This window comes from Halopolyspora algeriensis (assembly GCF_003337235.1).
In the GTDB taxonomy this organism is placed as follows: Bacteria; Actinomycetota; Actinomycetes; order Mycobacteriales; family Pseudonocardiaceae; genus Haloactinomyces; species Haloactinomyces algeriensis.
This window is the reverse complement of the sequence record NZ_QPJC01000003.1, coordinates 313978-336930: the sequence shown is the minus strand read 5'-3', so window position 1 is coordinate 336930 and position 22953 is coordinate 313978. Positions and strand designations below refer to the sequence as shown.

Sequence of the window (22953 nt, the reverse complement as noted above, 5' to 3'; positions counted from 1 at the left end):
TTGTCCCGCCAGGGGCACGGCTGGTTGGCTACGTTCGGCACAGATAACCGCTGAAAGCATCTAAGCGGGAAGCTGGCTTCGAGATGAGGTCTCCCCTCCGACCTTCGGGTCGGGTAAGGCCCCCACACGATGAGTGGGTTGATAGGCCCGACATGCACGCACAGCAATGTGTTCAGTCGACGGGTACTAACCGGCCGAGCGGCTTACCCACACCCCCAAGGTGTGCTCGCATCCACTATGCGGTATCTGAACCAGCAACCACCCCACCCGCCGCCCCCCACCAGGGGGGCTGCTACAGTGGAGACTACAACAACACAGACCACCCCAAGCCCCCGGCTCGGAGCCGGAGGTCTTCGAGGGTCACCGATCGTGTCGGTGGTCATAGCGGTGGGGACACGCCCGGATCCCATTCCGAACCCGGAAGCTAAGCCCACCAGCGCCGATGGTACTGCACCCCCGCGGGTGTGGGAGAGTAGGACACCGCCGACCCCCACCTCTTCGAGAGAGTGTGTGCCCCCAACCCCCACCCGGGGATTGGGGGCACACCCATCACCACCCCCACCACCACGGCTGATCACCTCCCACGGCGACACGCCACCTCAAAACACACCACAGCAGCAGCTGAAGCCACATTCAACGATTCCACCCCGCCGTGCATGGGGATTTTGATTCTGTCCGCAATGCGCTCGCGTACTTCCTCGGACAACCCGGCGGTTTCGCTTCCCAGTACGAAAACGGCACGAGTGCCGAATTCGGATTCGAAGAGGTTGTCGGTGGCGGAGGCGTCGAGCGCGAACAGCGGATAGCCGGCATCCGTGAGCCGCTCGGCGGCTTCTCCGGCGGTGCCGGCTCGGAGCACGGGTGCGTGGAAGGCGATTCCGGCGGAGGCTTTCACAACGAGTGGGTCGATACCGGCCACGCCACGGTGTGGGACGACAACTCCATCGATACCGGCCGCCGTGGCAGTACGCAGGATCATCCCGACGTTGGCGGGTGTGGTCAGGCCGTCGAGAAGGAGGAGATTCCGCGGAGCCGTCGCGGGATCGGCCAGAGCGTCGACCAGCGGACGCATCCTCGGTGCGAGGACATCGGCCACGACTCCTTGGTCGTGGCGACCATTGCCCGCGAGGACTTTCACGCGGTGTGCGCTTGCTCGTTGGACGCGTACGGCACGGTCGGCAGCGAGTTCCTCGATGTCGTTGACAGCCGGGCCGCTGCTCCCTTCGGCGATGACCACCTTGTCCACACGCAGGTCGTAGTCGGCCAGTGCTTCGAGCACCGGTTTACGGCCGTAGATGGTGACGAAGCGGTCTCGGGGGGATACGTCGCTGGACACGACAACCAGTGTCACATGGGGCTCGTCGAAGTCCTCGACTACCGCCGCTGTGTGTCAGTATCACAGTCATGTCCGACCGCCTCTCCGCGCTCGACGCTTCTTTCCTGTACCTGGAAGACCACACGACACCCATGCACATGGGTGGAGTGGCGGTGTTTCGCCGGCCACGATCCGGATTCGACTATGACCACGTGCTGTCGTTCATCGAGCGTCGATTGTCGCTGGTGCCGCGTTACCGGCAGAAGGTGATGGAGGTGCCGGGCAGGCTGGCACGGCCGGTGTGGGTCGACGACCAGGACTTCGACATCACCTACCACGTGCGTCGCTCGGCGTTGCCGAAGCCCGGTAAGGACGAGCAGCTACACGACCTCACCGCACGGCTGATGTCCCGCAAGCTCGACACCACCCGCCCGCTCTGGGAGGTCTACCTGGTGGAAGGTTTGTCCCGCAATCGAGTGGCGATCATCACCAAGACTCATCAGGCGATGGTGGATGGGATCGGGGCGATCGACATCGGTCAGGTGATTCTGGATACGTCGGCGGAAGCTCAGGCGACCGATACCGAGGATCTGTGGATGCCCTGCCCGGAGCCGAGCATGTCGGAACTGGTCGTGGATGCCGTTTCCGAAGCCGTCCAGCGTCCGGGTGAGGTGGTGGAGAACGTGCGTGCTGCTGTCGTTGATGCCACGGCCACCGTTCGGAAGGTGACCGGGGCGTTGAGCGGGATCGCCTCGGTGGTCCGCACGGCCGCGGTGCCGTCGCCGGGCGGCCCGTTGAACTCGGCGACAAGCAGTCAACGGCGCTTCGCTACGGCCAAGACGCGACTCGGGGACTTCCGCACGGTGCGGCGGGAACATGGCGGGACGGTCAATGACGTGGTGCTGGCGGTGCTCGCAGGGGCATTGCGCAGTTGGCTGCTCTCGCGAGGAGAGGTGGTGTCGCAGCACACGACGGTGCGTGCGATGGTGCCGGTGTCGATCCGATCCGGGGACGAAGCGGCGCGTGAGGAGTATGCGGACACGAGCAGCCTGCCGGTGGGTTCGGTGGGCAACAAAGTGTCGGCATATCTGGTGGATCTCCCGGTGGGTGAGTCGAATCCGATCGTGCGGCTGCACCAGGTCGGTCATGCGATGCGTGCGCACGCCGAGTCCGGTCAGTCGGTGGCTGCCGATGCACTGGTGCGCTTGTCGGGTTTCGCGCCTCCGACGCTGCACGCGTTGGGGGCACGGGTGGCCAACGGCATCTCGGATCGGTTGTTCAACGTACTGGTCACCAACGTTCCCGGGCCGCAGGTTCCGCTCTACACGGCCGGGGCGAAGATGACGGAGATGTTTCCGGTCGTGCCGTTGGCCAAGAACCAGTCGCTGTCGATCGGAGTGACTTCCTACGATGGCGGTCTGTACTTCGGCCTGAACGGGGACCGGGCTGCGATGTCCGATGTGGAGGTCTTGGCGTCGATGATCGAGGAGTCGGTGGAAGAAATGGTCGGGACGGTCGAAGGATGAGGGTGTACCTGCCCGCCACGGTGCGGATGTTGCGGCAGTTCGTCGAGGACAGGCAACTGCAGCCGTTCAGCGGCACCGCGTTCGCGCTGACGCCCGCGCTGCGGGAGGCCTATGTCAGCGGGGACACCGAGGAATTGGAATACGTGGCGATGCGGGAGGCGGCCCGGGCCTCGCTGCGGTTGATCGCCGGCGAAAGCAGTGAGGACGAGCAGACCGATTTGCGCAGAGCCGTCGTCTCGGCGGATGTGGAGGATGTGACGCTGCGTCCCGACCTCGACGACGCGGTGGTGCGATTGTCGGGGCCGGTGCCGTGGGAAAACATCGCCGCGGTGCATATGGACGCGGCCGAGGCGGAAGAGGCCGTCCGTGCTGCTGCCGCCGGGATCGATGCGGCCGATCTGGGCGACGAGGATGCGGAGCTGGCCTTGGGGGACGCCGAGGACCACGAACTCGCGTGGTATGCGCCCCAGGAGGTGCATTTCGTGCTGGAACTGATGTGACGGTGGTGGGGTACCGGAAGCGGTGCCCCACACCACCGTCATCGGCTCACTGCGGAGGCTGCGGCATCCCCGGGATCTGCGGCATCTCCATCTCGCTGACCTCGCTGGCGGGCGGCACGGTGATGTCCACCGGCTTGCCCCAGTCGGAGTAGGTCACCGTGGTGGTCGTCTCCGGGACCTGCTGATTCATGACCGTCATGGACGGAGTGACCGCCTCGACCTTCAGCGGGAGCTCGTCGGGACCGATCCAGATCGTCTGGTCGATCTCGGTGATGCCCTGCTTGACCAGCATCTGGCGACTGGACTTGGCGATCTCGTTGCCCTGCTCGACCGCCTTGGTGAGGTCGGTGGTGACCTCGTAGCGGACGGCAGGCTTGCCGTCCACGTTGTCCTTGGCGGTCTTGATGATCGTCGATCCGGGCGGGAGCATCGCCTCGAGGTCGGAGAACTTCCGGAACTTCCCCATTTTGGCCATGCTCTGGCCCAGCATGCCGTTGGCGTCGAAGGTCATCTTCGCCCACGGCTTGCCCTGAGAGCCGCTCATGGCCTCGGGCTTCTTGATGTACATGGCTTTCTTGGTCATGACCATGGGAGTGACACCGTCACAGGACATCATCGACTTGGCGGTGTCGAGTTGGCACTCCTGTTCGCCCATCCTGGCCGTGGCGGGCATGCCCCCCGAGACGTCGATGTTCAGGGTGACCGTCTGCTTGTCGTCCATGGACCCGTTCGCCTGGGAGACCAGCGCGGAGATGTTGCTGACCGGTGTCACGGATGCCCGGCCGGAGTGCTGATCACCGGCCGACTGCGTGGTTTCTTCGCCCTGGCCCCCGCAGGCGCTCAGGGCGGCCACGAGCGCGGTGGCGGAAAGCGCGATTGCCGTACGACGCACGAAATGTCCTTTCACGGTGAGTCGATCCGGAAGGAAACTAGCAAGGCGATGCGCGCGGTGTGGTCGTTTTCTCTCGAATGGGACCAACCGCTCGATGAGCGACACGGCCGGTGCGATCGACTACGAACTGCGGCCCGCGCGGGAGAGCAGGAGGTGGCGCAGCGAGGCGAGCTGCTTGGCGCTGCCACCGCCCTCGGCGACGAAGGTGTCGAGATGGCAGTCGGGGTCCTCGCCACCGCCGAGATGGCCGCAGTTCGGCGGGCATTCCTCGGCGGCTTCGGCGAATCCTTCGAACGCCGAAACCAGATCGTCCGGGGTGACGTGGGCCAGGCCGAAGGAACGGATGCCGGGCGTGTCCACGACCCAGCCCCGATCGGGGGCGGGCAGCGCCATGGCCACGACCGAGGTCGAGATGTGTCTGCCCTTGCCGACACCGCTGACCTCGCCGGTAGCGCGGGCCGCTTCCGGGGCGAACCGATTGACCAGGGTCGACTTGCCGACCCCGGAGTGCCCCACGAGCGCGGACACGCGGCCGGCCAGACGCTCGCGCAGCTCGTCGGGTTCGGTGTCCGGGCGGGTGGACATCACCGGCATGTCGAACCCGGAATACGCGTTGATCCACTCCTGGGGGGAGGCCAGATCGGCTTTGGTCAGACACAGCACGGGAGTCAGCCCGCCGGCGTAGGCGGCGACCAGGCACCGATCGATGAACCCTTCCCGCGGCGGGGGATCGGCGAGTGCCGTGACGATGACGAGTTGCTCGGCATTGGCCACGACGACCCGCTCGTACGGGTCCGTGTCGTCGGCGGTGCGGCGCAGGACGCTGCTTCGCTCGGCCACCCGCACGATCCGCGCGAGCGTGTCCGGCCGCCCGGAGGTGTCACCGACCAGGCCCACGCGATCACCGACGACGATCGGACTGCGCCCGAGTTCGCGGGCGCGCATGGCCACGACGATGCGTTCCGGGTCGCCACCCAGCGCGCACGTCCAGCGTCCCCGGTCCACCGCGACGACCATCGCGTCCTGGGCGTCGGCGTGCTCGGGCCGGCGCTTGCTGCGTGGCCGGCTTCCCCGGCGTGGGGGACGCACCCGCACATCGGACTCGTCCAGATCTCGCCAGCCGCGCTTGCCCATCAGACCGCCGACTCCAGCATCGTGGCCCACATGTCGGGGAAGTCGGGCAGCGTCTTGCCCGTGGTGGCGATGTCGGCGACGGTCACTTCGGGGACGCGCAGGCCGAGGATCGCGCCTGCGGTCGCCATGCGGTGGTCGGCGTAGGAATGCCACGTGCCGCCGTGCAGCGGGCGGGGATCGATCAGCAGGCCGTCTTCGGTCTGCTCGACGGCGCCGCCGAGAGCGTTGATCTCTCGCTGCAGAGCCGCCAGCCGATCGGTCTCGTGCCCGCGCAGGTGTGCGATTCCGCGCAGTCTGGACCGTCCGCCCGCCAGCGCGGCCAGTGCGGTCACGGTCGGGGTAAGCTCGCCGACGTCGTGCAGGTCGAGGTCGACGCCGCCGAGTTCGTCCGGGCCCGTCACCGTGAGGCCGGAGGAGTCCCGGTGCAGCTGCGCCCCCATCTTTTCGAGGATGCCGCGCATGGCGTCGCCCGCCTGGGTGGTGTGCTCGGGCCAGCCCGGCACTGTGACCTGCCCGGCTGTGGCGGCGGCCGCCGCCAGGAACGGTGCCGCGTTGGACAGGTCCGGTTCGATGTCGAGATCAAGCCGGTCGACCGGGCCGGGCAGCACCCGCCACGTGTTCTGCTGCTGATCGTCGACGTCGATCCCGGCGGTGCGCAGCATGGCCACGGTCATGTCGATGTGTGGCAGTGATGGCACGGCCGCGCCCTGGTGCCGGATGGTGATGCCGCGCTCGAAACGTGCCGCCGACAGCAGGAGTCCGGAGACGAACTGTGAGGACGCGGAGGCGTCGATGGTGACCTCGCCGCCGGCGAGTGCGCCTGTCCCGCGGATCTCGAACGGCAGGGCGGACCCGTGGACGTCGGCCCCGAGCGCCCGCAACGCGTCGAGCACGGTGTTCAGCGGGCGCTGCCGCGCGCGGGGATCGCCGTCGAAGGCGACATGCCCCCGGGCCAGGCTTGCCACGGGCGGCACGAAACGCATCACCGTGCCCGCCAGACCGCAGTCGATCTGCGCGGGACCTCGTAGCGGCGCCGGGCGCACGGACCACGCTCCCGCCGGAGTGTCCTCGATCCCGGTTCCCAGTGCACGCAGCGCCGAAGCCATCAGTTCGGTGTCCCTGCTGCGCAGGGGACCGCGCAGGATCGAAGGCTCCTGCGCGAGAGCGGCGAGCACGAGAGCCCGGTTGGTCAGGGACTTCGAGCCGGGAACCGGGATCGTGGCGTGTACGGCACCGCGCGCGGTCGGGGCGGGCCAGGGCTGGGTCATGGTTCCATCGTCGCGCATGGCCTTGAACGGGACAGGCCGTGGGGGTCGCTGCGGAGTCGTTCTCCTGTCACGATACGAATACCGCCTGTGCAGGACGTGAACGCTGTGCAGGACGTGAACGGAGGTGACCGGTCCGTGTGCGGTAGGTATGCTTCGATCAAGGATCCGGGTGCTCTCGCGGTGGAATTCGACGCCGTCGATGCCACCGGCACGTACTCGTCGGAGGCGGGTTATCCGGCGGCGGATTACAACGTTGCGCCGATGAAGTCGGTGTTCGGCGTCGTGCAGCGTCACCCGCGCGATGCCGACGGCAACCGGGACATGGACCGGACCGAACGCACGATCCGGGTGATGCGGTGGGGCCTGGTGCCGAAATGGGCGAAGGACCCGGCCATCGGTAATCGCATGATCAACGCCAGAGCCGAGACGGTGACGAGCAAGCCCGCCTTCCGCGGCCCGATCAAGCATTCGCGTTGTCTGCTGCCCGCCGACGGCTGGTACGAGTGGCAGCGTGGCACCACCCCGAAACAGCCCTACTTCATGACTCCGGGGGACGGGTCGAGTCTGGCACTGGCCGGGATCTGGACGACCTGGTGGGATCCGCGTGCCGAAGGCGATGCGCAGCCGCTGGTGAGCTGTGCTGTCCTGACCACCGAAGCGGTCGGCCCGTTGGCCGAGGTGCACGAGCGCATGCCGATGGTGGTGCCCGACTCGGCCTGGCGGCACTGGCTCGATCCGGACCTGCAGGATGTGTCCGCGCTGCTCGGTCCTCCACCCGGCGAGCTGCTCGGACGGATCGAACTGCGTCCGGTGTCGCGCGCGGTCAACAATGTGCGCAACAACGGTGCCGGACTCGTCGAGCGGGTCGCCGGTGACGAGCCGGTACCTTGGGAGCGTGAACCCGGCGAACCGTCCGCGGAGGTGTGAGGCCTGTGTGTGGTCGCTACGCCCTCCACCGTGACCCGGCCGCCCTGGCCGGGGAGTTCGACGCGGCCGACCGCACCGGTGACGTGTTCGACCCCGACTACAACATCACGCCGACGGCGACGGTGCCGATCGTCGTCGAGCGTGCGGCCGGAAGCGGCGCCGAACGCACGCTGCGCCCGGTGCGGTGGGGGCTGGTGCCGACCTGGGCCGAGGACGCGAGCAGTGGCCCGCAGATGGTGAACGCCCGGGCGGAGTCGCTGACGGCCAAGCCCGCCTACGCCGAGGCGGCGGCACACCGCCGCTGCCTGATGCCTGCCACGGGCTGGTACGAGTGGAAGCCCGGTGAGCGGGTCAAGCAGCCGTACTTGTGCACCCGCCGGGATGGTCGCAGCCTGGCGATGGCGGCCGTGTTCTCCGCGTGGTGGCCGCCTGATTCCGCTGCGGAGCCCCTGGTCACGTGTGCGGTGGTGACCACGGAAGCCGTGGGCGAGCTTGCCGAGGTCCACCATCGCATGCCGCTGGTGCTGGGCGAGCATCGCAGGCAGGAGTGGCTGGACCCGCAACGCACCGATGTCACCGGCCTGCTGTCCGTGGATGCCGCATCGCTCGACGCGATGGAACTGCGGCCTGTTTCCGAGCAGGTCAACAGCCCGCGCAACAATCATTCCGGCCTGCTGGAACGGGTCGATCCCGCCGCGCGACCGGCGGTTGCCGTTCAACCCGCATTGTTCGAGTCATGACCAGGGTCGAGGTTGCCACGCCACACGGCCCGGCGCGGGTCGAGGTGCACTCTGCCGCGGAGGGCCGGGCGGTCCTGCTGCTCGGTCACGGCGCCGGTGGCGGCATCGCGGCACCCGATCTGGTCGCGGTGACGCGTGCCGCGACGGAGGCGGGAGTGCACGTGGCCCTCGTCGAGCAGCCGTACCGGGTGGCCGGCCGCAGAGCACCCGCGCCCGCGCGGCAGCTCGACGCCGCCTGGCTCGCCGTCGCCGAAAATCTCGGTGACGGTTGGTTCGCCGAGCTTCCGATGCTCTTCGGTGGTCGCTCGTCCGGAGCCCGGGTCGCGTGCCGTACCGCCGAAGGAGGGCAGGCCTCTGCCGTGCTGTGCCTGGCGTTTCCCGTGCACCCCCCGGGGCGGCCGGAGAAGAGCAGGCAGGGCGAACTCGACAGTGTGGAAGTGCCGGCCCTGGTGGTGCAGGGCGACCGGGATACGTTCGGACAGCCGGAATCGGCGCACCGCCGCGAGATCGTCCTGGTGTCCGGGGATCACTCCCTCAAATCCGACACGGATGCGATTTTCCGTGCGGTCGGCGAGTGGCTCGGACGGCTTCTGCGCCTGCTGGACTGAGGCGGCACGGCCTCCCCGTTCCGGGCCGGGAATACCCACTGGTTTCGCTCCGTTGCATCGGACGTGTTGACCGAGCAGACCAATGCAGCCGTACTCGACCGGCAAGGACCATCCTGGCAGGATCGCGTGCAGTTACGGCAACCCGGGGTCTCACCATCGGGTCAGCAAGCTGATGGCGGGGTATCCTCGCGGGTAGCCCATGCACAGGACGCCATGGGTACGCCGTCAGTTGTGACCTCGTCCTGGCGGCGGGAAGGGAGCCCGGTGCCTGGTACCTCAGGACAGCTCAGCGCTGCCGATGACGAGCGGTCGCAGGACACCACTCGAGAAGCGGCCTCGACCGGCGAGGAGCAGGTCGAGGAAACCCCCGAGGAGCGTGCGGCCCGCTTCGAGCGCGACGCGATGCCCCTGCTGGATCAGCTCTACGGGGCCGCCCTGCGGATGACCCGCAACGCGGCCGATGCCGAGGACCTGGTGCAGGAGACCTATCTCAAGGCGTACTCGGCATTCAAGTCGTTCAAGCAGGGAACCAACCTCAAGGCGTGGCTGTACCGGATCCTGACCAACACCTACATCAACGGCTATCGCAAGCGACAGCGGCAGCCGCAGCAGCAGCCGACCGACGAGATTGCGGACTGGCAGCTGGCCCAGGCCGAGAACCACACCTCGACCGGCTTGCGTTCGGCCGAGCTCGAGGCCCTGGACCGGTTGCCCGACAGCGACGTCAAGAACGCCCTGCAGCAACTCGGTGAAGAGTTCCGAATGGTCGTCTACCTCGCTGACGTGGAGGGCTTCGCCTACAAGGAGATCGCCGAGATCATGGCGACTCCGATCGGCACCGTGATGTCCCGGCTGCACCGCGGACGCAGGCAGCTGCGCGGCATGCTCACGGACGTGGCCCGCGACCGGGGATTTCTGCGCGAGAAAAATCAGGAGGTGAGCACGTCATGAGCTGCGGCGACCCGGACGCCACATGCGAGGACGTACTTGCCGAGGTGTGGCTGTTCCTGGACAACGAATGCGACAGCGCTCGACGTGAGACCCTGCGGCGCCATCTCGACGAGTGCGGCTCCTGCCTGGAGCGCTATGGCATCGAGGAGCACCTCAAGGAACTGCTGCATCGCAAGTGCGGGGGTGAGCACGCTCCCGAGGACTTGCGGGAGCGACTGCGCAATTCGATCCGCGACAGCGTACTGCGGCAGGCGGAGGTGACCGTCGAGCGTGGCCCCGAGGGCACCTCGGTGGAAGTGCAGGAAAAACCGACTTCACCTGCGGAGTAGGCACGCTTCTTTCGTCAGCGGGTGCTGACATGACGTGGCCCCGGGCCGGATCTTCATCCGCCGGCCCGGGGCCACGTTCACATTCAAGGCGCCTACTTGCCACGCAGGGGGCGCTTGCCGTGGTTGGCGTTGTTCTTGCGAGCGGCCTTCTTCTTGCGGGCGCGCTTGGCCATGGCCCCTCCCTCATCGAGTCGGCTTCAACGGCATTCAGTCTGCCATGCGGATGACCTGGTGTTCGCGGGTGGCCCGGAGCATGGTTTCCTGGTAGTCAGGGCTGGCCTTCACCGCCGGTGTCGAGAAGGGAACACAGCTGATGGCCGAGGAGATCCGCGCCGAGATGGTGGCCAACGTGATGTCGGTCGTCGTTCAGGACGGCGACACGGTTCACGATGGTGACTCGTTGTTCGTGCTGGAATCCATGAAGATGGAGATTCCGGTGCTTACCGAGGTCAACGGCAAGGTCGACAGGATCGTCGTCAACGAGGGCGACGTCGTGCAGGAGGGCGATCTCCTCGCTCTGCTCGAGTGAGAGTGCGAAGGGTCTCACTCTGACCCGAAAGGGGCCGCTTGTCCACGCTCAGTGATCTGCTCGCCGAGCACACGGGACTGTCCGGCGCTGCGGTCGACCACCTGCAACTCGTGGTCGCCGAGTGGCAGCTGCTGTCGGACCTGTCGTTCGCGGACTTCCTGCTGTGGGTGCCCGTGGGGTCGGACAGTGCCGCAGGCAGTCGTTTTCTGTGCGTCGCGCAGGCACGGCCGACCACGGCACCGACGGCGCATTCGGACGATGTCGTCGGCACCGAGGTGACTCCCCGGGAGCACCCGCAGTTGCACCGGGCCGTGGTGGAGGGTCGGATCTGCCGGGAGGAGGACCCGCAGTGGTACCAGGGTGTGCCCATACGGCGGGAAGCGATCCCCGTCCGGTTGGGTTCCGAGGCGGTGGCGGTGCTCAGCCGGGACACCAACCTGGCGGTGCCCCGGGTGCCCAGCCCTCTGGAGATCTCCTACCTGGGCAGTGCGGCCGACCTGTGTCAGATGATCGCCGATGGCACGTTTCCGACCGCGGAACCGGCTCCGGATGTGCATACGAGCCCGCGTGTCGGTGACGGGCTCATTCGTCTGGACAGTTCCGGCGTCGTGGTCTTCGCCAGTCCCAATGCGCTGTCGGCGTATCACCGGATGGGGCACGCCGCGGATCTGGTGGGGGTGGAGCTCGCCCCGTTGACCCGTTCCCTGCTGTCCGATCCTTTCGATGCCGAGGAGCTCGTGGAACGGATCCGCATGGCTCTGACGGGCAAGCCGAGTATGCGGATCGAAACCGAGGCACGCGGGGCGACGGTGCTCTTCCGGACCCTGCCACTGCAGCCCCGCGGGCAGGAGGCGGGTGCACTGGTACTGGTCCGTGATGTCACCGAGGTCAAGCGGCGGGATCGCGCTCTGCTGTCGAAGGACGCGACCATCCGCGAAATCCACCATCGAGTGAAAAACAACCTGCAGACCGTGGCTGCATTGCTTCGCTTGCAGTCGCGTCGCACGGGAAACGCCACCGCTCGGCAGGCTCTGGACGAGTCGATGCGGCGGGTGACCTCGATCGCCCTGGTCCACGAGACACTGTCGATGTCGGTGGATGAAAGGGTGGATCTCGACGATGTCGTCGACCGGGTCATTCCGATGATGAGTGATCTGGCCACGGCGGAGAGCGGAGTGAAGGTGCGGCGGGAGGCCAGCTTCGGTGTCGTTGCCGCCGAACTGGCCACACCTCTGGTGATGGTGCTCACCGAACTGGTGCAGAATGCGCTGGAACACGCCTTTCCGGAGGGCAAAGGCGGGGAGATCGTGGTGCAGGCGGAGCGTTCGGCGCGATGGCTGGACGTCGTCATCTCCGATGACGGTCGCGGCCTGCCGGAGGATTTCTCCCTCGAACGCGCCGAACGCCTCGGCCTGCAGATCGTGCGAACCCTCGTGGAGTCCGAACTCCGGGGCTCGTTGAGTTTGCGCGGTCGCGCTCAACGTGGGACCGAGGCAGTGCTGCGTGTCCCTCTGAAGTATCGCCGCTGAGACTTTCGACCGCGGGCGCGTCGATGATGGTGCGCATGCCGCTGTGTCAGTGGTATGCGCAGGTCGATCAGGTCGGCCATCCCCGGGAACGCGGTGCGTTCATGGCCGACATCGACGCTGATCAACCTGTTTCTCGTTGTGGTGGTTCCTCGTTTGCGGTGCCGCTGTGCTCGCCGGGAGAAGCGGAAACGTGCCGGGTGACCCCGGGCTCAGGGTGACCCGTTACGCTGTCGGTGACAGCGACGCTTCACGCGTTCGTGCGGGCGCGGGTGCGGGAATTACGCCGCTTGAGTGCGCGACGCTCGTCCTCGCTCATACCGCCCCACACGCCGGCGTCCTGCCCGCTCTCCAGCGCCCATGCCAGGCACTCGGATGCGACCGGGCAGCGGTTGCACACGGCTTTCGCCTCGGCGATCTGCAGGAGCGCAGGACCACTGTTCCCTACGGGGAAGAACAGTTCCGGGTCCTCGTCACGGCAAACCGCACGGTGGCGCCAGTCCATCGTTCCTTGCTCCTTGCCAGGCACGAGTGCTCGTGCCGATAGTTCCTTCGGGGTGCTTGTGAATGCTTTCACGGAGTCCGTGCGCTTGTGAATACTTTCACGAACTGCCGCAATGTCAAGGGCTCGATCGTGACCGGTGAGCGAACTCACCCGAAAGATCGACGGAACTTGACCTGGGGGTTCGGTTGGTGTCCATCGGGTGCAGCGGGGCGAGCTGACCGATGGCGGCACCAGTGTTGCGAAAAGGTTATACGACGACGCGTAGAGCGTTCGGGACCGAGACGAACTCGACCGCCGAGTACTCGCCGAGAGTGTCGCCGTCGACCTGCAGACGCAACGACTTGGCACAGCTTACGTGGAGGTACCCCACGTTCGCACGCCTAAACAGAGTCTTTCCGTGTGGTTTCGCTCTACTGCGGAGCATCTGCGCTACATGTCGTAACACAGAGTAAGCATTCATGCTTCGTAGTGCGAACACCCCGAGCCCGGTGTCGAACGTGGTCTCCGGATTCGCCTGGACCGGCCGGGACCCGAGATAGGTCCACGGATTGGTATTGGAGATGAAAGCCGTGTGCAATCCGCGGACCGGAGCGTCCCCGTCCGCCTGCGCGGTGAGCGCCGGTACGCGCAAGCAGATCCGCACGTAGCGGGCGAGTGCGGTGCGCGCGTACAGCACGGGGGTCACGTCGCGCCCCTTCGAGCGTAGACGCTCCACCTCCGCGACGACCTCCGCGTCCCAGCCGATGCCCGCGTTGAAGGTGAACCAGTGCCCGTTGGCTCGCCCCAGGCCGATCCGGCGCCGCCTGTCCGTGGCGAGCGCATGCAGCAGTCGATGCGTCGCTTCCACCGGATCCCGGGGCAATCCCAGCGCACCGGCGAAGACGTTCGCCGAACCGCCGGGTACCACTGCCAGGCTGGGGACCGGGCCCGTGCGGGGCAGATCATCGGAGAGCATGCCGTTGACCACCTCGTTGACGGTTCCGTCCCCGCCGTGAACGATGATCACATCGACGGCGTCGATGACCGCTTGCCGGGCGGTGTCGGCGGCATGGCCTCGGTAGCGCGTCTCGATGCACTCCAGCTTCACCTCGTTGGCCAGGGCGTGCGCCAGCACATTCCGGCCGGCGACAGTGGTGGAGGTCGCCCGAGGGTTGACTATGAGGATCGCGCGCACACTCGCAGCCTAGGTGAGATGTACTCGAGTTCGTTCAGGAGTCACCGACGAGCCTCGGAGGCCGGGCGAATCGGGTGGTATTACCATCGAAACCATACACACACAGTCACCAAGAGTGCTCTACCAGGAAAGAGGCGCCCGTGTCGGCAGAAGCCGCTCCCCGCACCGTGCGTGCCGCCGGTGTCGTGACCGCCCTGCAGGGGCTTGTCGGCTTTGCTTTCGTCGCCGCGCTGCTGTTCCGGGCGAGTACCGCAGAACTCGGGGGCGCGGGCACGCTGAACCGGAGCTCGACCTACGGCGAAGCCGGGTATTACGCGGTGCTGTCCACGTTCGTCCTGGCCGCGGGAATCGGGTTGTGGCGCGGCAAGCGCTGGGCACGCACGCCCTCGTTGTTGCTGCAGTTGTTGCTGCTCGGTGTTTCCTGGTACGCGTTCGGGCCCTCCGACAACCCGCTGTTCGGTCTGGTGGTCGCCGCTCCGGCCATGGCGGTGCTGTGGTGCCTGTTCAACCGTCAGGGGCGCGCATGGGCCTTCCGGGCCGGTGAAGCCCCGGATGCCGATACGAGCCCGAAGTGACACGCCGGCGGTGACCGGCGGGCGATTGCTCCGGGCCGGAAGCCGGGCCGGTCACTGACGCAGGGGGCTGTCGGTGCGCCGATCGGTGCGGTCGTTGAGGTCGGCGGTACGGGGATTCGCGGCGGCCCAGGCTTCCGCGGCCTTGGCGAGAAAGCCGGGCTTGTCCCAGTCGGCCGGGTTCGCCGGGATCGCGGCGATCCAGGTTGCGCGATCGTTCGCCGGATCCTCACCGGGGCGATCCACGATCGTGAAGTGCCGTGGCCGTGTCACCTCGATGAACGGACTCCCCTCCAGCACGTAACCGCGCTTGACCGCGATCTCCCGGTCGCCCTGTGTCCAGCGGAACGTGAGTCCGTAGTTGAAGTACCTGCTGATGGGGCGGGTGGGCATGGCACACCTCGGTTCGTGTGGGTGATCCACGCGGAAGGCTACCGCGCCGGCGCCGCGAAATCGATCACCGCGCTGTCGATCACCGCGCTGTCGATCACCGGCCTGCGGGAGGCTGCCCCAGTCGGTCCAGTGCTCCATCGGTGAGCCGGAAGACGGTCCACTCGTCCATCGGGACGGCGCCGAGCGACTTGTAGAAGGTGATCGCCGGGGCGTTCCAGTCGAGCACCCACCACTCCAGGCGGGAATAGCCGTGCTCCCTGCACTCCTGGGCGAGGGTGCGCAGCAGGGCCTTGCCCAGTCCCGAGCCGCGGTGCTCCGGGCGGACGAAAAGATCTTCCAGGTAGATCCCGTGTGTTCCCCGCCAGGTGGAGAAGTTGAGGAACCAGAGCGCGAAGCCGACGACCTCACCGCCGACCTCGGCCACGTGGCCGAACAGTGCGGGCGTCTCCGAAAACAGCGCGGCGTGCAGCTGCTCGGTGGTCAGGTGGCACTCCCGGGCGGCGTTCTCGTACGCGGCGAGGTCGTGCACCAGCGTGACCACGGCGGGCACATCGGATTCCGTGACCCTGCGGATTCTCTGCTCGGGCATGGCCTGCCTTTCGCCGTCGCTGCCTGACGAGCCGGACGCATCCTGCCACGGCAGGAGGCACGGCGGTCGGCGAGGCAGGCAAAGCGGGCCCCTTTCACGGACAGTCGGTCACTGCTCTCGTCTGCCCGCCCGAGCGGAAACGGCCCGTTCATCGGGTGCTGGGGGTGGTGCTGTCGAGTTGGGCGAGTTCGTGTTCGGCTCGGGCGAGTTCCTCGACGAGGCGGCGGCCGTCGGTGTGCAGGGCTTCGTAGACGGGCCAGTGGTCGCGGTCGTCCAGGCGGTGGGCGTTGATGTGGTCGTTGAGGTACTGGTGGGCGGTGCGGCCCTGGTGGATGTGGTGGTCGAGGTCGTTGTCCTGACGCAGGTCGGCGTAGGTGTGCAGCTCGCCGAGGACGCGGGTGGCGGCGGCTGCGGCGTCGAGGACGTCGGCGTAGGAGCGCAGGAAGGCCTGCTGGGCGTCGTCGAGGTGCCCGGTTCGGCTGATGTCGCTGAAGGCTCGGGTCAGCGAGCGCAGCTGTTCGGTGGCACGTTCCAGAGAGCTGACGGTGCGGCGGTGTCCGGCGAAGGAGGGGTTTTGCCGCAGCAGCAGGCGCCGGGGGTTGAGCCGCAGGGTTTCGGCGGCGTCTTCGACGCTGGAGCGGGCTTGGGCCACGGTGTTTTGCAGCTCGTTGGCGCGGTCCCACCACGCGTCGACCTGGTTCGAGTCGTGGTGGCCGGCGCGCAGGCATGCGGCGATGTCGCCGAGCAGCCCGCACAGCTGCTGGGCCAGGATGCGCACGCTGTGCTCGGCGGTGCGGTAGCGCAGCGGTGGCACGATCACCAGGTTGGTCCCCACGCCGATGAAGCAGCCCAGCACGACGAGCCCGGCGATGCTGGCCAGATGCAGCCAGCTCGATGGTCCGCTGTCGGCTTGGAAGAACGCCGCGTAGCTGAACATCGCTGCCACGGTGACCTGCACGCCCTGGCTGCCGAGTTTGCGCCACCTGCCCAGCAGAGAAGCCAGCAACACCAGCAGTGCGAACGTCCCCAGCGACGGACCCAGCAGCGGGACCAGCGCCCCGGCCAGGGCGACACCGCCGGTCATCGCGGCAGCGAAACCGAAGGAGTGATTCACCGATCGGGACACGGTGGCGTGCAGCATCAGCACCGCGCTGAACGGGGCGAAGGTCGACGAGGGTGCATTGAGCACCACCTCGGCGATGAGCCAGCCCAGGGTCGCGGCCACGACGCTTTTGACGATCAGCAGCAGGGCATCGCTGCTCAGGCCGAACCGTTCGAGCGGATCGCGCCCCCTGCCCACCAGCCCCTGCAGCCAGGACCGTGCCCGGCCCGATGTCCGCTCCTCGGTACGTCCGTCGCCCATCGGTGCTCGCTGCCTTTCGTCGCCACCGCAGACATCCGTCCCCGCGCCGCCCGGCGCGAAAAGCGCCTCAAGTGCTGCGTCCGGTGTTCGGGCATGGGGCCGTCGCCGTCGTCGGCATCACCACGGCCACACTCGTCCCGAAGTACCCACATCGACCACAACATCAACATGGCGTCACGGCTTGCCGAGCCGGAAGTGCGGCCGTCCTGCCGGGCCCGTCGACGGCTTGCGGCGTTACCGGATCGGCACGGGTTCGCCCACGAAAAACGGCGCCGGCCGGCGAAGAGTTCTCGCCGGCCGGCGCCGCCACCGAAGCGACTACCTCAGCCCTTCTTGGTCTCCCAGAAGATCTTGTCGATCTCGGCGATGTAGTCCAACAGCTCCTGGCCCGTGGCCGGGTCCATCGAGCCCTTGGTGCCGGCCGCCCCCGCAGCCTTGGTGGCCTTGTTGATCAGCTCGTGCAGCTGCGGGTACTTCTCGAAGTGCGGCGGCTTGAAGTAATCCGTCCACAGCACCCACAGGTGGTGCTTGACCAGCTCCGAGCGCTCCTCGGCGATGATGATCGCACGTGTGCGATACTCGGAATCCTCGCTGGCCTGGTACTTCTCCTGAATCGCCTTGACGGACTCAGCCTCGATCCGGGCCTGCGCCGGGTCGTACACGCCGCACGGGAGGTCGCAGTGTGCGGTCGCCTCCAGGCGCGGGCTGAGGATTCGCGACAGCAGTCGCATATGTCCTCCCTGTGACAGTGAATGCTCCGACACGCATGACCCTACTCGCCTAAGATCGCTGTTGTCTTATCGGAGGTGCCCGTGAACTCACTCGACCGGTTGCCCTGGAGGCGGGTGCTGGTGCGTGGGCCCTCGATGACTCCGACACTGCGCGACGGCGATGTGGTGTTGCTGCGGACGCGCGCCCGGCCGGAGCCCGATGCGGTGGTGCTGGTGCGCTGGCCGCAGCGGCCGCACCAGTTGTCGGTGAAACGGGCGGTGTGCCACGAGGGCGACGGCTGGCACGTCACGGGGGACAACACGGCCGGGTCGACGGACTCCCGGGAGCTCGGTCCGGCCATGGTGCTGGGGGTCGTGCGTTGGCGGCTGTGGCCACGTCCCGGACGGGTGCGCTGAGTCGCTTCAGCTCCCGGCACGCAGGCGCTCGTAGCGAGCGAGGCAGTCGTCGTAGTGCGGGAGCAATCCGGCCTCGGCGGCCTCGGAAAGGCTCGGCGCGTCGCGGTCCTTGGCCGACAGGATCGGGTCGGCACCGAGCTCTCCCCAGGGCAGGTCGAGGTCCGGATCCAGCGGATTGACGCCGTGCTCGACGGCGGGGTTGTAGGCGGTGGAGCAGAGGTAGGCCACCGCCGTGTCGTCACTGAGCGCGGCGAAGGCGTGCCCCAGTCCCTCGGCGAGGTACAGCGCGCGGTATTCGGCGGAGTCCAGCCGTACCGCCTGCCAGCGCCCGAAGGTGGGCGAGCCGATCCGGACGTCCACGACGACGTCGAGGATCCCGCCTGCCGGGCAGTAGACGTACTTGGCCTGCCCGGGGGGGACCTCGGCGAAGTGCACGCCGCGCACGACATTGCGTGCCGACACGCTGTGGTTGCTCTGCGCCACGTGGAGCCCGTGTCCCACGGCCTCGGTGAACACGGCCTCCTGGAACGGTGCCACGAACAGGCCGCGGTGGTCGGGGAAGGAATCCGGGGTGAACTCGAACGCGCCAATGAACTCAAGTTGCCGTGCCTGCACGACCGAAAGCCTAGAAGTGGGCTTTGCGATGTCCTGCCAGGGCCCTGGTGCACCTGTGCGGCTACGGCCCTGTGCGGCTACGGATCTGTGCGGCTACGCCGGGCCGTCCGCGAGGGGCGCCGCCGTGCGGGTGTCGCAAAGCACCACAGTGAAATTGACAAATTGTTGAAGTTGCTGGTCCGCTGTGACCCGGATCGCAGACAGCGGCGGAGCTGCCTGTCATACTGACGGGACCGCAGCGTCCGCCGAAGCCGCTGTTCGTCAACCGGGACAGCGAGCGCCGGTAACCAAGACGTCCGCCTCGCCGGTACCGTCCGTGCAGGTGCGGACCGTCGCCCAATCGCCTGGGCCGGGATAGGACATTCCGGCCTGCAGGTCAGGCAACAGGAGGGACGCCGTGACCACCGTGAACGACCGCAGTACCGTGCCCGGCTCGCATGAGGCCGACTCCGGCGAAAGCAACCCCCAGGACCCGAGCGTGCCATTGACCGATGAGGAAGTCTTCGGTGCCCACGAGGGCGGCAAGCTCTCCATCGCGCCGACCGCGCCGCTGACCAGTCCCCGTGACCTGTCGATCGCCTACACGCCCGGTGTGGCCGAGGTCAGCCGCGCGATTTCCGGGGACGAGACGCTGGCCGCCCGCTACACGTGGACGCAGCAACTCGTGGCCGTGGTCAGTGACGGGACCGCTGTGCTGGGGCTGGGCGACATCGGCCCCCGGGCGTCGTTGCCGGTGATGGAGGGCAAGTCGGCACTGTTCAAGACTTTCGCCGGGCTCGACTCGATTCCGCTGGTGTTCGACACCACCGATGTCGACGAGATCGTCGAGTCCCTGGTCCGGATGCGCCCGTCGTTCGGAGCGGTGAATCTGGAGGACGTGGCCGCACCACGCTGCTTCGAGCTGGAACGTCGCCTGATCGAGGCGCTGGACTGCCCGGTCATGCACGACGATCAGCACGGTACGGCGGTGGTGACCCTGGCCGCGTTGCGCAATGCCTGCCGGGTGGTGGGTCGCGAGCTGAGCTCGCTGCGCGTGGTCATCTCGGGTGCGGGTGCGGCCGGGGTGGCCTGTGCGGAGATCCTGGAAGCCGCCGGGGTCGGTGAGGTCATCGTGGCGGATTCGCGCGGCATCATCCATTCCGGCAGAGAGAACCTCACCCCGATCAAGTTCGAGCTGGCCGAACGGACCAATCCCCGGGCCATCACGGGCGGGCTCACCGAGGCGCTGCGGGGCGCCGACGCGCTGATCGGCGTTTCGGCGGGCCAGATTCCCGAGAACTTGATCGAGTCGATGGCCGATGACGCGATCGTGTTCGCACTGTCGAACCCGGACCCCGAGATTCACCCGAACGTGGCAGCCAAGCATGCCTCGGTGGTCGCGACCGGGCGCAGCGACTTCCCCAATCAGATCAACAACGTGCTCGCCTTCCCGGGCATCTTCAAGGGAGCCCTCCAGGTGGGCTCGCGGATGATCAGCGATCGGATGAAGGTCGCGGCGGCGGAGGCGATCGCGGAGGTCGCCACCGACGAACTGGCGGCCGACCGCATCGTGCCCAGCCCACTGGACCCACGCGTGGCGCCCGAGGTGACCGCTGCTGTCGCGAAGGCGGCCCGCGAGGACGGTGTCGCCACCGCCTGAGGTGGGATGCAGTGTGAACGAGGCCGGGGCCACCCGTGGACGGGGCGGCCCCGGCCTCGTCGCTCGCTGTGCTCCCGGCGAAAAACGCGGGCGACAACGGATGTCACCGTTTTCGGGGAATTGTCGCCGTCTCCCCTGGAGTATTGCCCTGGAAGCACGATGCCGGCATTCATCCGAACTGTCCTGTTCACTCGTTTGCCGGTAAGGTCTGCCTCCTGCTGTGGCGTCGATCACTTGCTTCGATGAGGGGTCGGTGCCCGTCGCAGAGGCGCAGGCAACGCAGGAGGAGAGGGCTCTTGACCACCGAGCACAGTGGGGGGCGAAGACATACCTCCGGCGTGTTGCGTATGCCCGGAGTGGACCTGGGAAGCGAGCCGGAGCCGGAACCATTGCCGGAGGCGCCGGCACTGCTGAGCACACCGGACGGGACGGTGATCCGCGCGACACCGCAGGCGGCGGCCCTGGCAGGAGAGTTCTCGCCCGTCGCCCTGGTCGGACGCAAGCTGACGGAGCTGCTTGTGACCAGGGGCGATGTCGTGCGCTTGCGCGCTCGCTGCGGTGATGTCGGCGTCCGGATGCTCAGTTGGCCGCACCACAGGAACAAGCAGCTCACGGTGACGGTGCTCGTCGATGTGTCGGATCTCGTCGATCCCTCCGGGATCGCCGACGAACGCCGCAAGCTGCACGATGCGCAGCGGGTCGCGCAGGTGGGCACGTGGGAGTGGAATCCGCAAGTCGAGAGCATGCGGCTGTCGAAGGTGCTCTACGAGGTCATCGGCAAGTCACCCGGCTCTGTCACCACTTTCCGCTCCTATTTGGACCATGTGCATCCCGAAGACCGCGCCCGGGTGCGCGAGGCGTGGCGCCCCCTGACCGAGGGCGGACAACCGATCGAGCTCGAGCATCGCTACATCCGCCCGGACGGGGCGGTGCGCACCCTCCGGTTGCACGGTGCCGTGATCGAGGATCCCGGCGGGCGTACGTTGCTGGTCGGTACCGCACAGGACATCACGGAGCAGCGCGCGGCCGTGACCAGAATGGAGCGCTCGAGTCAGCGCTTCACCGATCTGGTGGCCATCACTCCGGTGGGTATCGGATTGTTCGACCGGAGCGAACGGCTGGTCGACGCCAACGACGCGCTCTGCGAGTTGCTGGGGTATCACCTCGACCGGCTCCGGGGAATGACCGCCGGGCAGATGACCCATCCCGACGAGCGGGGTATTCCCCTGGGGGAGGCCCGCGCGGAGGACGGAGAACACCATCGGGTTCCCCAGCGAACGCTGATCCGTTCCGACGGGAAGCCGGTGTACTGCGAGCTGCACACGGCACTGTCGGTACAGGACGATGGCACGCACTTCTGGCTGGTGGTTTTCCAGGACATCACCGAGCGGCGCCGGGCCGCCGAATCGCTGCACTTTCAGGCCACGCACGACGAGCTCACGGGGTTGCCGAACCGGGTGGCCGTCAAGGAGAGGCTCGGTCGGATGCTCGACCGCCCCGATTCCGACCGGGTCGCCGTCCTGTTCTGCGACATCGACAACTTCAAGCGGGTCAACGACTCCCTGGGGCACGACGCGGGGGATGAACTGCTCGTGGCGCTGGCCCGGCGCCTGGAGGGTGGCCTCCCCGAAGGATGTACCGTCGCGCGCCTCTCCGGTGACGAGTTCGTGATCACCTGCCCGGACACCGATGACGTGGGGGGCGTGGACTCACTGGCCACCCGCGTCTCCGGCCTGTTCCGCACGGCGGTTCCCGTACGTGGTCAGCTCGTACGGGTGTCGGCCTCGATCGGCGCGTCGGCGCCCAACGGCAGCGGAGTGGGGGGCGTGGACCTGTTGCGCTTTGCCGACGCGGCCATGTTCGAGGCGAAACGGCGTGGTGCGGGCAGGGTCTCGCTGGCCGGTCCTGCCCTGATCGCCTCGGCCGACCGGCAGCTTCACCTGGAGGGGCAGCTCCGTGAGGCACTGCACAATGACGAGCTGACGCTGCATTACCAGCCCGTGGTGGACGGGGACGGTTCGATCGTCAGCGTCGAGGCGCTGCTGCGCTGGCCGCATCCGGAACGGGGCATGCTCTCCCCCGGCGTGTTCCTGCCGGTGGCGGAGCAGGGTGACTTGCTCCGGGAGATCGACCGGTGGGTGCTGCGCAACGCCCTGCGCGAAGCCGCGAGCTGGCCGAAGCCGCACGGGCGGCCGGTGACGGTGGCGATCAACATGGGCGGCATCGTGCCCGGTGACCACAACTTCGTCGATGTCGTGGCCGACACGGTGGCGGAATCCGGAATCGACTGGCACCGGGTCGTGCTGGAACTGGTCGAAACCGCTCTGGTCGACCTGCCCTCGCGCTCCCGGCAGTCGATGGGGGAGCTGGCCGAGCGCGGGGTGCGCTTCGCGGTGGACGACTTCGGCACCGGGTACTCCTCGCTGGCCCGGCTCAAGGACCTCTCCGCCCAGATCATCAAGGTGGACCGCCGCTTCGTCTCCGGTGTCGGCGAGGATGCCTCGGATTTCGCAGTGGCCAAAGCGGTGGTCGACATGGCCGGGGCCATGGGCAGGCAGTGCATCGCGGAAGGGGTGGAGACCGCCACGCAGTTCCACGTCCTTTCCGAGATCGGCGTGGACGCCCATCAGGGATGGTTGTTCTCCTACCCACTTCCCGCAGCGGAGCTGCGGACCCTGCTGTCGTGCGGCCCCCTCCACGTCCCGCCCGCCCCCTGACCGAGGGAACCGGT

General features: G+C 67.5%; 25 protein-coding genes and 2 rRNA genes. 15 read left to right on the top strand and 12 right to left on the bottom strand.

The genetic code is table 11. The features are described from left to right. Both DFQ14_RS08045 and rrf read left to right on the top strand, forming a co-directional pair. Positions 1–211, top strand: a 23S ribosomal RNA gene (locus DFQ14_RS08045); the annotation flags it as partial. A 160-nt stretch (positions 212–371) separates the two neighbouring features. After that, positions 372–489: ribosomal RNA gene (rrf, locus tag DFQ14_RS08040) — 5S ribosomal RNA — on the top strand. Between the two features lie 85 nt (positions 490–574). Here the strand turns inward: rrf and DFQ14_RS08035 are convergent. Beyond that, positions 575–1336 (bottom strand): TrmH family RNA methyltransferase, encoded by a 762-nt coding sequence (locus DFQ14_RS08035; protein ID WP_114452503.1) that lies wholly within the window; start codon positions 1334–1336, stop codon positions 575–577. Positions 1337–1404: 68 nt separating this feature from the next. Here DFQ14_RS08035 and DFQ14_RS08030 point away from each other — a divergent pair, with 68 nt between their 5' ends. Then, positions 1405–2841 (top strand): WS/DGAT/MGAT family O-acyltransferase, encoded by a 1437-nt coding sequence (locus DFQ14_RS08030; RefSeq protein WP_114452461.1) that lies wholly within the window; start codon positions 1405–1407, stop codon positions 2839–2841. Then, a complete protein-coding gene (locus DFQ14_RS08025; RefSeq protein WP_114452460.1) occupies positions 2838–3341 on the top strand; it encodes a DUF6912 family protein in 504 nt (167 codons plus the stop codon). The genes DFQ14_RS08030 and DFQ14_RS08025 overlap by 4 nt, the downstream gene beginning before the upstream one ends. Before the next feature lie 46 nt (positions 3342–3387). Here the strand turns inward: DFQ14_RS08025 and DFQ14_RS08020 are convergent, their stop codons facing one another. The 3 genes from DFQ14_RS08020 to aroA all read right to left on the bottom strand — a co-directional run bounded on the left by DFQ14_RS08020 (position 3388) and on the right by aroA (position 6635). Next, a complete protein-coding gene (locus tag DFQ14_RS08020; RefSeq protein WP_114452459.1) occupies positions 3388–4233 on the bottom strand; it encodes an SCO4651 family lipoprotein in 846 nt (281 codons plus the stop codon). A gap of 120 nt (positions 4234–4353) precedes the next feature. Further along, a complete protein-coding gene (rsgA, locus tag DFQ14_RS08015) occupies positions 4354–5367 on the bottom strand; it encodes a ribosome small subunit-dependent GTPase A (RefSeq protein WP_114452458.1) in 1014 nt (337 codons plus the stop codon). Next, on the bottom strand, positions 5367–6635 hold the full coding sequence (gene aroA / locus DFQ14_RS08010) for a 3-phosphoshikimate 1-carboxyvinyltransferase (RefSeq protein ID WP_114452457.1): 1269 nt from the start codon (positions 6633–6635) through the stop codon (positions 5367–5369). The genes rsgA and aroA overlap by 1 nt, the downstream gene beginning before the upstream one ends. Before the next feature lie 135 nt (positions 6636–6770). Between aroA and DFQ14_RS08005 the strand changes: the two genes are divergently transcribed. The 5 genes from DFQ14_RS08005 to rsrA all read left to right on the top strand — a co-directional run bounded on the left by DFQ14_RS08005 (position 6771) and on the right by rsrA (position 10190). Next, a complete protein-coding gene (locus DFQ14_RS08005; RefSeq protein ID WP_114452502.1) occupies positions 6771–7562 on the top strand; it encodes an SOS response-associated peptidase in 792 nt (263 codons plus the stop codon). Positions 7563–7567: 5 nt separating this feature from the next. Next, a complete protein-coding gene (locus DFQ14_RS08000) occupies positions 7568–8302 on the top strand; it encodes an SOS response-associated peptidase (RefSeq protein WP_114452456.1) in 735 nt (244 codons plus the stop codon). Further along, positions 8299–8910, top strand: coding sequence for an alpha/beta hydrolase family protein (locus tag DFQ14_RS07995; protein ID WP_114452455.1), 612 nt, complete (start codon positions 8299–8301; stop codon positions 8908–8910). The genes DFQ14_RS08000 and DFQ14_RS07995 overlap by 4 nt, the downstream gene beginning before the upstream one ends. 264 nt (positions 8911–9174) lie before the next feature. Continuing rightward, positions 9175–9861: a sigma-70 family RNA polymerase sigma factor gene (locus DFQ14_RS07990; protein WP_114452454.1), complete on the top strand. Its 687-nt coding sequence runs from the start codon at positions 9175–9177 to the stop codon at positions 9859–9861. Continuing rightward, entirely contained in the window at positions 9858–10190 is a 333-nt protein-coding gene (gene rsrA, locus DFQ14_RS07985; protein WP_114452453.1) for a mycothiol system anti-sigma-R factor, read from the top strand. The genes DFQ14_RS07990 and rsrA overlap by 4 nt, the downstream gene beginning before the upstream one ends. 92 nt (positions 10191–10282) lie before the next feature. On the opposite strand, the gene DFQ14_RS22630 is transcribed toward rsrA, so the two are convergent. Next, positions 10283–10363, bottom strand: coding sequence for a 50S ribosomal protein bL37 (locus tag DFQ14_RS22630; RefSeq protein ID WP_033374540.1), 81 nt, complete (start codon positions 10361–10363; stop codon positions 10283–10285). Between the two features lie 140 nt (positions 10364–10503). Here DFQ14_RS22630 and DFQ14_RS07980 point away from each other — a divergent pair, with 140 nt between their 5' ends. Both DFQ14_RS07980 and DFQ14_RS07975 read left to right on the top strand, forming a co-directional pair. After that, positions 10504–10719, top strand: a complete 216-nt coding sequence (locus tag DFQ14_RS07980) for a biotin/lipoyl-binding carrier protein (protein WP_114452452.1) — start codon at positions 10504–10506, stop codon at positions 10717–10719. A gap of 38 nt (positions 10720–10757) precedes the next feature. Then, a complete protein-coding gene (locus DFQ14_RS07975; protein ID WP_114452451.1) occupies positions 10758–12248 on the top strand; it encodes a PAS domain-containing sensor histidine kinase in 1491 nt (496 codons plus the stop codon). A gap of 247 nt (positions 12249–12495) precedes the next feature. On the opposite strand, the gene DFQ14_RS07970 is transcribed toward DFQ14_RS07975, so the two are convergent. Together DFQ14_RS07970 and DFQ14_RS07965 are read right to left on the bottom strand one after the other, a co-directional pair. Next, on the bottom strand, positions 12496–12750 hold the full coding sequence (locus tag DFQ14_RS07970; RefSeq protein ID WP_114452450.1) for a WhiB family transcriptional regulator: 255 nt from the start codon (positions 12748–12750) through the stop codon (positions 12496–12498). Between the two features lie 247 nt (positions 12751–12997). Then, positions 12998–13924 carry a diacylglycerol/lipid kinase family protein gene (locus tag DFQ14_RS07965; protein WP_114452449.1) on the bottom strand — a complete coding sequence of 309 codons (927 nt, stop codon included), beginning with the start codon at positions 13922–13924 and terminating at the stop codon, positions 12998–13000. A 140-nt stretch (positions 13925–14064) separates the two neighbouring features. On the opposite strand from DFQ14_RS07965, the gene DFQ14_RS07960 reads away from it, so the two are divergent. Continuing rightward, complete coding sequence (locus DFQ14_RS07960; protein WP_114452448.1) at positions 14065–14499, top strand: hypothetical protein; 435 nt, start codon at positions 14065–14067, stop codon at positions 14497–14499. Positions 14500–14550: 51 nt separating this feature from the next. Here DFQ14_RS07960 and DFQ14_RS07955 read toward each other — a convergent pair whose 3' ends face one another. The 4 genes from DFQ14_RS07955 to sodN form a co-directional block, all read right to left on the bottom strand. Further along, on the bottom strand, positions 14551–14889 hold the full coding sequence (locus DFQ14_RS07955) for a hypothetical protein (protein WP_114452447.1): 339 nt from the start codon (positions 14887–14889) through the stop codon (positions 14551–14553). Positions 14890–14983: 94 nt separating this feature from the next. Further along, entirely contained in the window at positions 14984–15478 is a 495-nt protein-coding gene (locus tag DFQ14_RS07950; protein WP_114452446.1) for a GNAT family N-acetyltransferase, read from the bottom strand. Positions 15479–15626: 148 nt separating this feature from the next. Then, the gene (locus DFQ14_RS07945; protein WP_114452445.1) at positions 15627–16841 is read right to left on the bottom strand and encodes an FUSC family protein; all 1215 of its coding nucleotides are present in this window, start codon (positions 16839–16841) and stop codon (positions 15627–15629) included. Between the two features lie 323 nt (positions 16842–17164). Then, complete coding sequence (gene sodN, locus DFQ14_RS07940) at positions 17165–17572, bottom strand: superoxide dismutase, Ni (RefSeq protein ID WP_114452444.1); 408 nt, start codon at positions 17570–17572, stop codon at positions 17165–17167. An 81-nt stretch (positions 17573–17653) separates the two neighbouring features. On the opposite strand from sodN, the gene DFQ14_RS07935 reads away from it, so the two are divergent. Further along, complete coding sequence (locus DFQ14_RS07935; protein ID WP_114452443.1) at positions 17654–17968, top strand: S26 family signal peptidase; 315 nt, start codon at positions 17654–17656, stop codon at positions 17966–17968. Between the two features lie 6 nt (positions 17969–17974). Here DFQ14_RS07935 and DFQ14_RS07930 read toward each other — a convergent pair whose 3' ends face one another. Next, entirely contained in the window at positions 17975–18583 is a 609-nt protein-coding gene (locus DFQ14_RS07930; protein WP_114452442.1) for a dTDP-4-dehydrorhamnose 3,5-epimerase family protein, read from the bottom strand. Positions 18584–18980: 397 nt separating this feature from the next. Between DFQ14_RS07930 and DFQ14_RS07925 the strand changes: the two genes are divergently transcribed. Together DFQ14_RS07925 and DFQ14_RS07920 are read left to right on the top strand one after the other, a co-directional pair. Further along, entirely contained in the window at positions 18981–20222 is a 1242-nt protein-coding gene (locus DFQ14_RS07925) for an NAD(P)-dependent malic enzyme (RefSeq protein WP_179951520.1), read from the top strand. Positions 20223–20569: 347 nt separating this feature from the next. Beyond that, positions 20570–22939 carry a sensor domain-containing protein gene (locus DFQ14_RS07920; RefSeq protein ID WP_114452441.1) on the top strand — a complete coding sequence of 790 codons (2370 nt, stop codon included), beginning with the start codon at positions 20570–20572 and terminating at the stop codon, positions 22937–22939. Positions 22940–22953 lie beyond the last annotated feature (14 nt).

Bases quoted from the DNA above. Each gene is read 5' to 3' on its own strand.
- DFQ14_RS07970 (WP_114452450.1), bottom strand. From the start codon at position 12,750: ATGGACTGGCGCCACCGTGCGGTTTGCCGTGACGAGGACCCGGAACTG.
- DFQ14_RS22630 (WP_033374540.1), bottom strand. From the start codon at position 10,363: ATGGCCAAGCGCGCCCGCAAGAAGAAGGCCGCTCGCAAGAACAACGCC.
- DFQ14_RS07950 (WP_114452446.1), bottom strand. From the start codon at position 15,478: ATGCCCGAGCAGAGAATCCGCAGGGTCACGGAATCCGATGTGCCCGCC.
- DFQ14_RS08030 (WP_114452461.1), top strand. From the start codon at position 1,405: ATGTCCGACCGCCTCTCCGCGCTCGACGCTTCTTTCCTGTACCTGGAA.
- DFQ14_RS07980 (WP_114452452.1), top strand. From the start codon at position 10,504: ATGGCCGAGGAGATCCGCGCCGAGATGGTGGCCAACGTGATGTCGGTC.
- aroA (WP_114452457.1), bottom strand. From the start codon at position 6,635: ATGACCCAGCCCTGGCCCGCCCCGACCGCGCGCGGTGCCGTACACGCC.
- rsrA (WP_114452453.1), top strand. From the start codon at position 9,858: ATGAGCTGCGGCGACCCGGACGCCACATGCGAGGACGTACTTGCCGAG.
- DFQ14_RS07920 (WP_114452441.1), top strand. From the start codon at position 20,570: ATGCCCGGAGTGGACCTGGGAAGCGAGCCGGAGCCGGAACCATTGCCG.
- sodN (WP_114452444.1), bottom strand. From the start codon at position 17,572: ATGCGACTGCTGTCGCGAATCCTCAGCCCGCGCCTGGAGGCGACCGCA.
- DFQ14_RS07995 (WP_114452455.1), top strand. From the start codon at position 8,299: ATGACCAGGGTCGAGGTTGCCACGCCACACGGCCCGGCGCGGGTCGAG.
- rsgA (WP_114452458.1), bottom strand. From the start codon at position 5,367: ATGGGCAAGCGCGGCTGGCGAGATCTGGACGAGTCCGATGTGCGGGTG.
- DFQ14_RS07945 (WP_114452445.1), bottom strand. From the start codon at position 16,841: ATGGGCGACGGACGTACCGAGGAGCGGACATCGGGCCGGGCACGGTCC.
- DFQ14_RS08025 (WP_114452460.1), top strand. From the start codon at position 2,838: ATGAGGGTGTACCTGCCCGCCACGGTGCGGATGTTGCGGCAGTTCGTC.
- DFQ14_RS07955 (WP_114452447.1), bottom strand. From the start codon at position 14,889: ATGCCCACCCGCCCCATCAGCAGGTACTTCAACTACGGACTCACGTTC.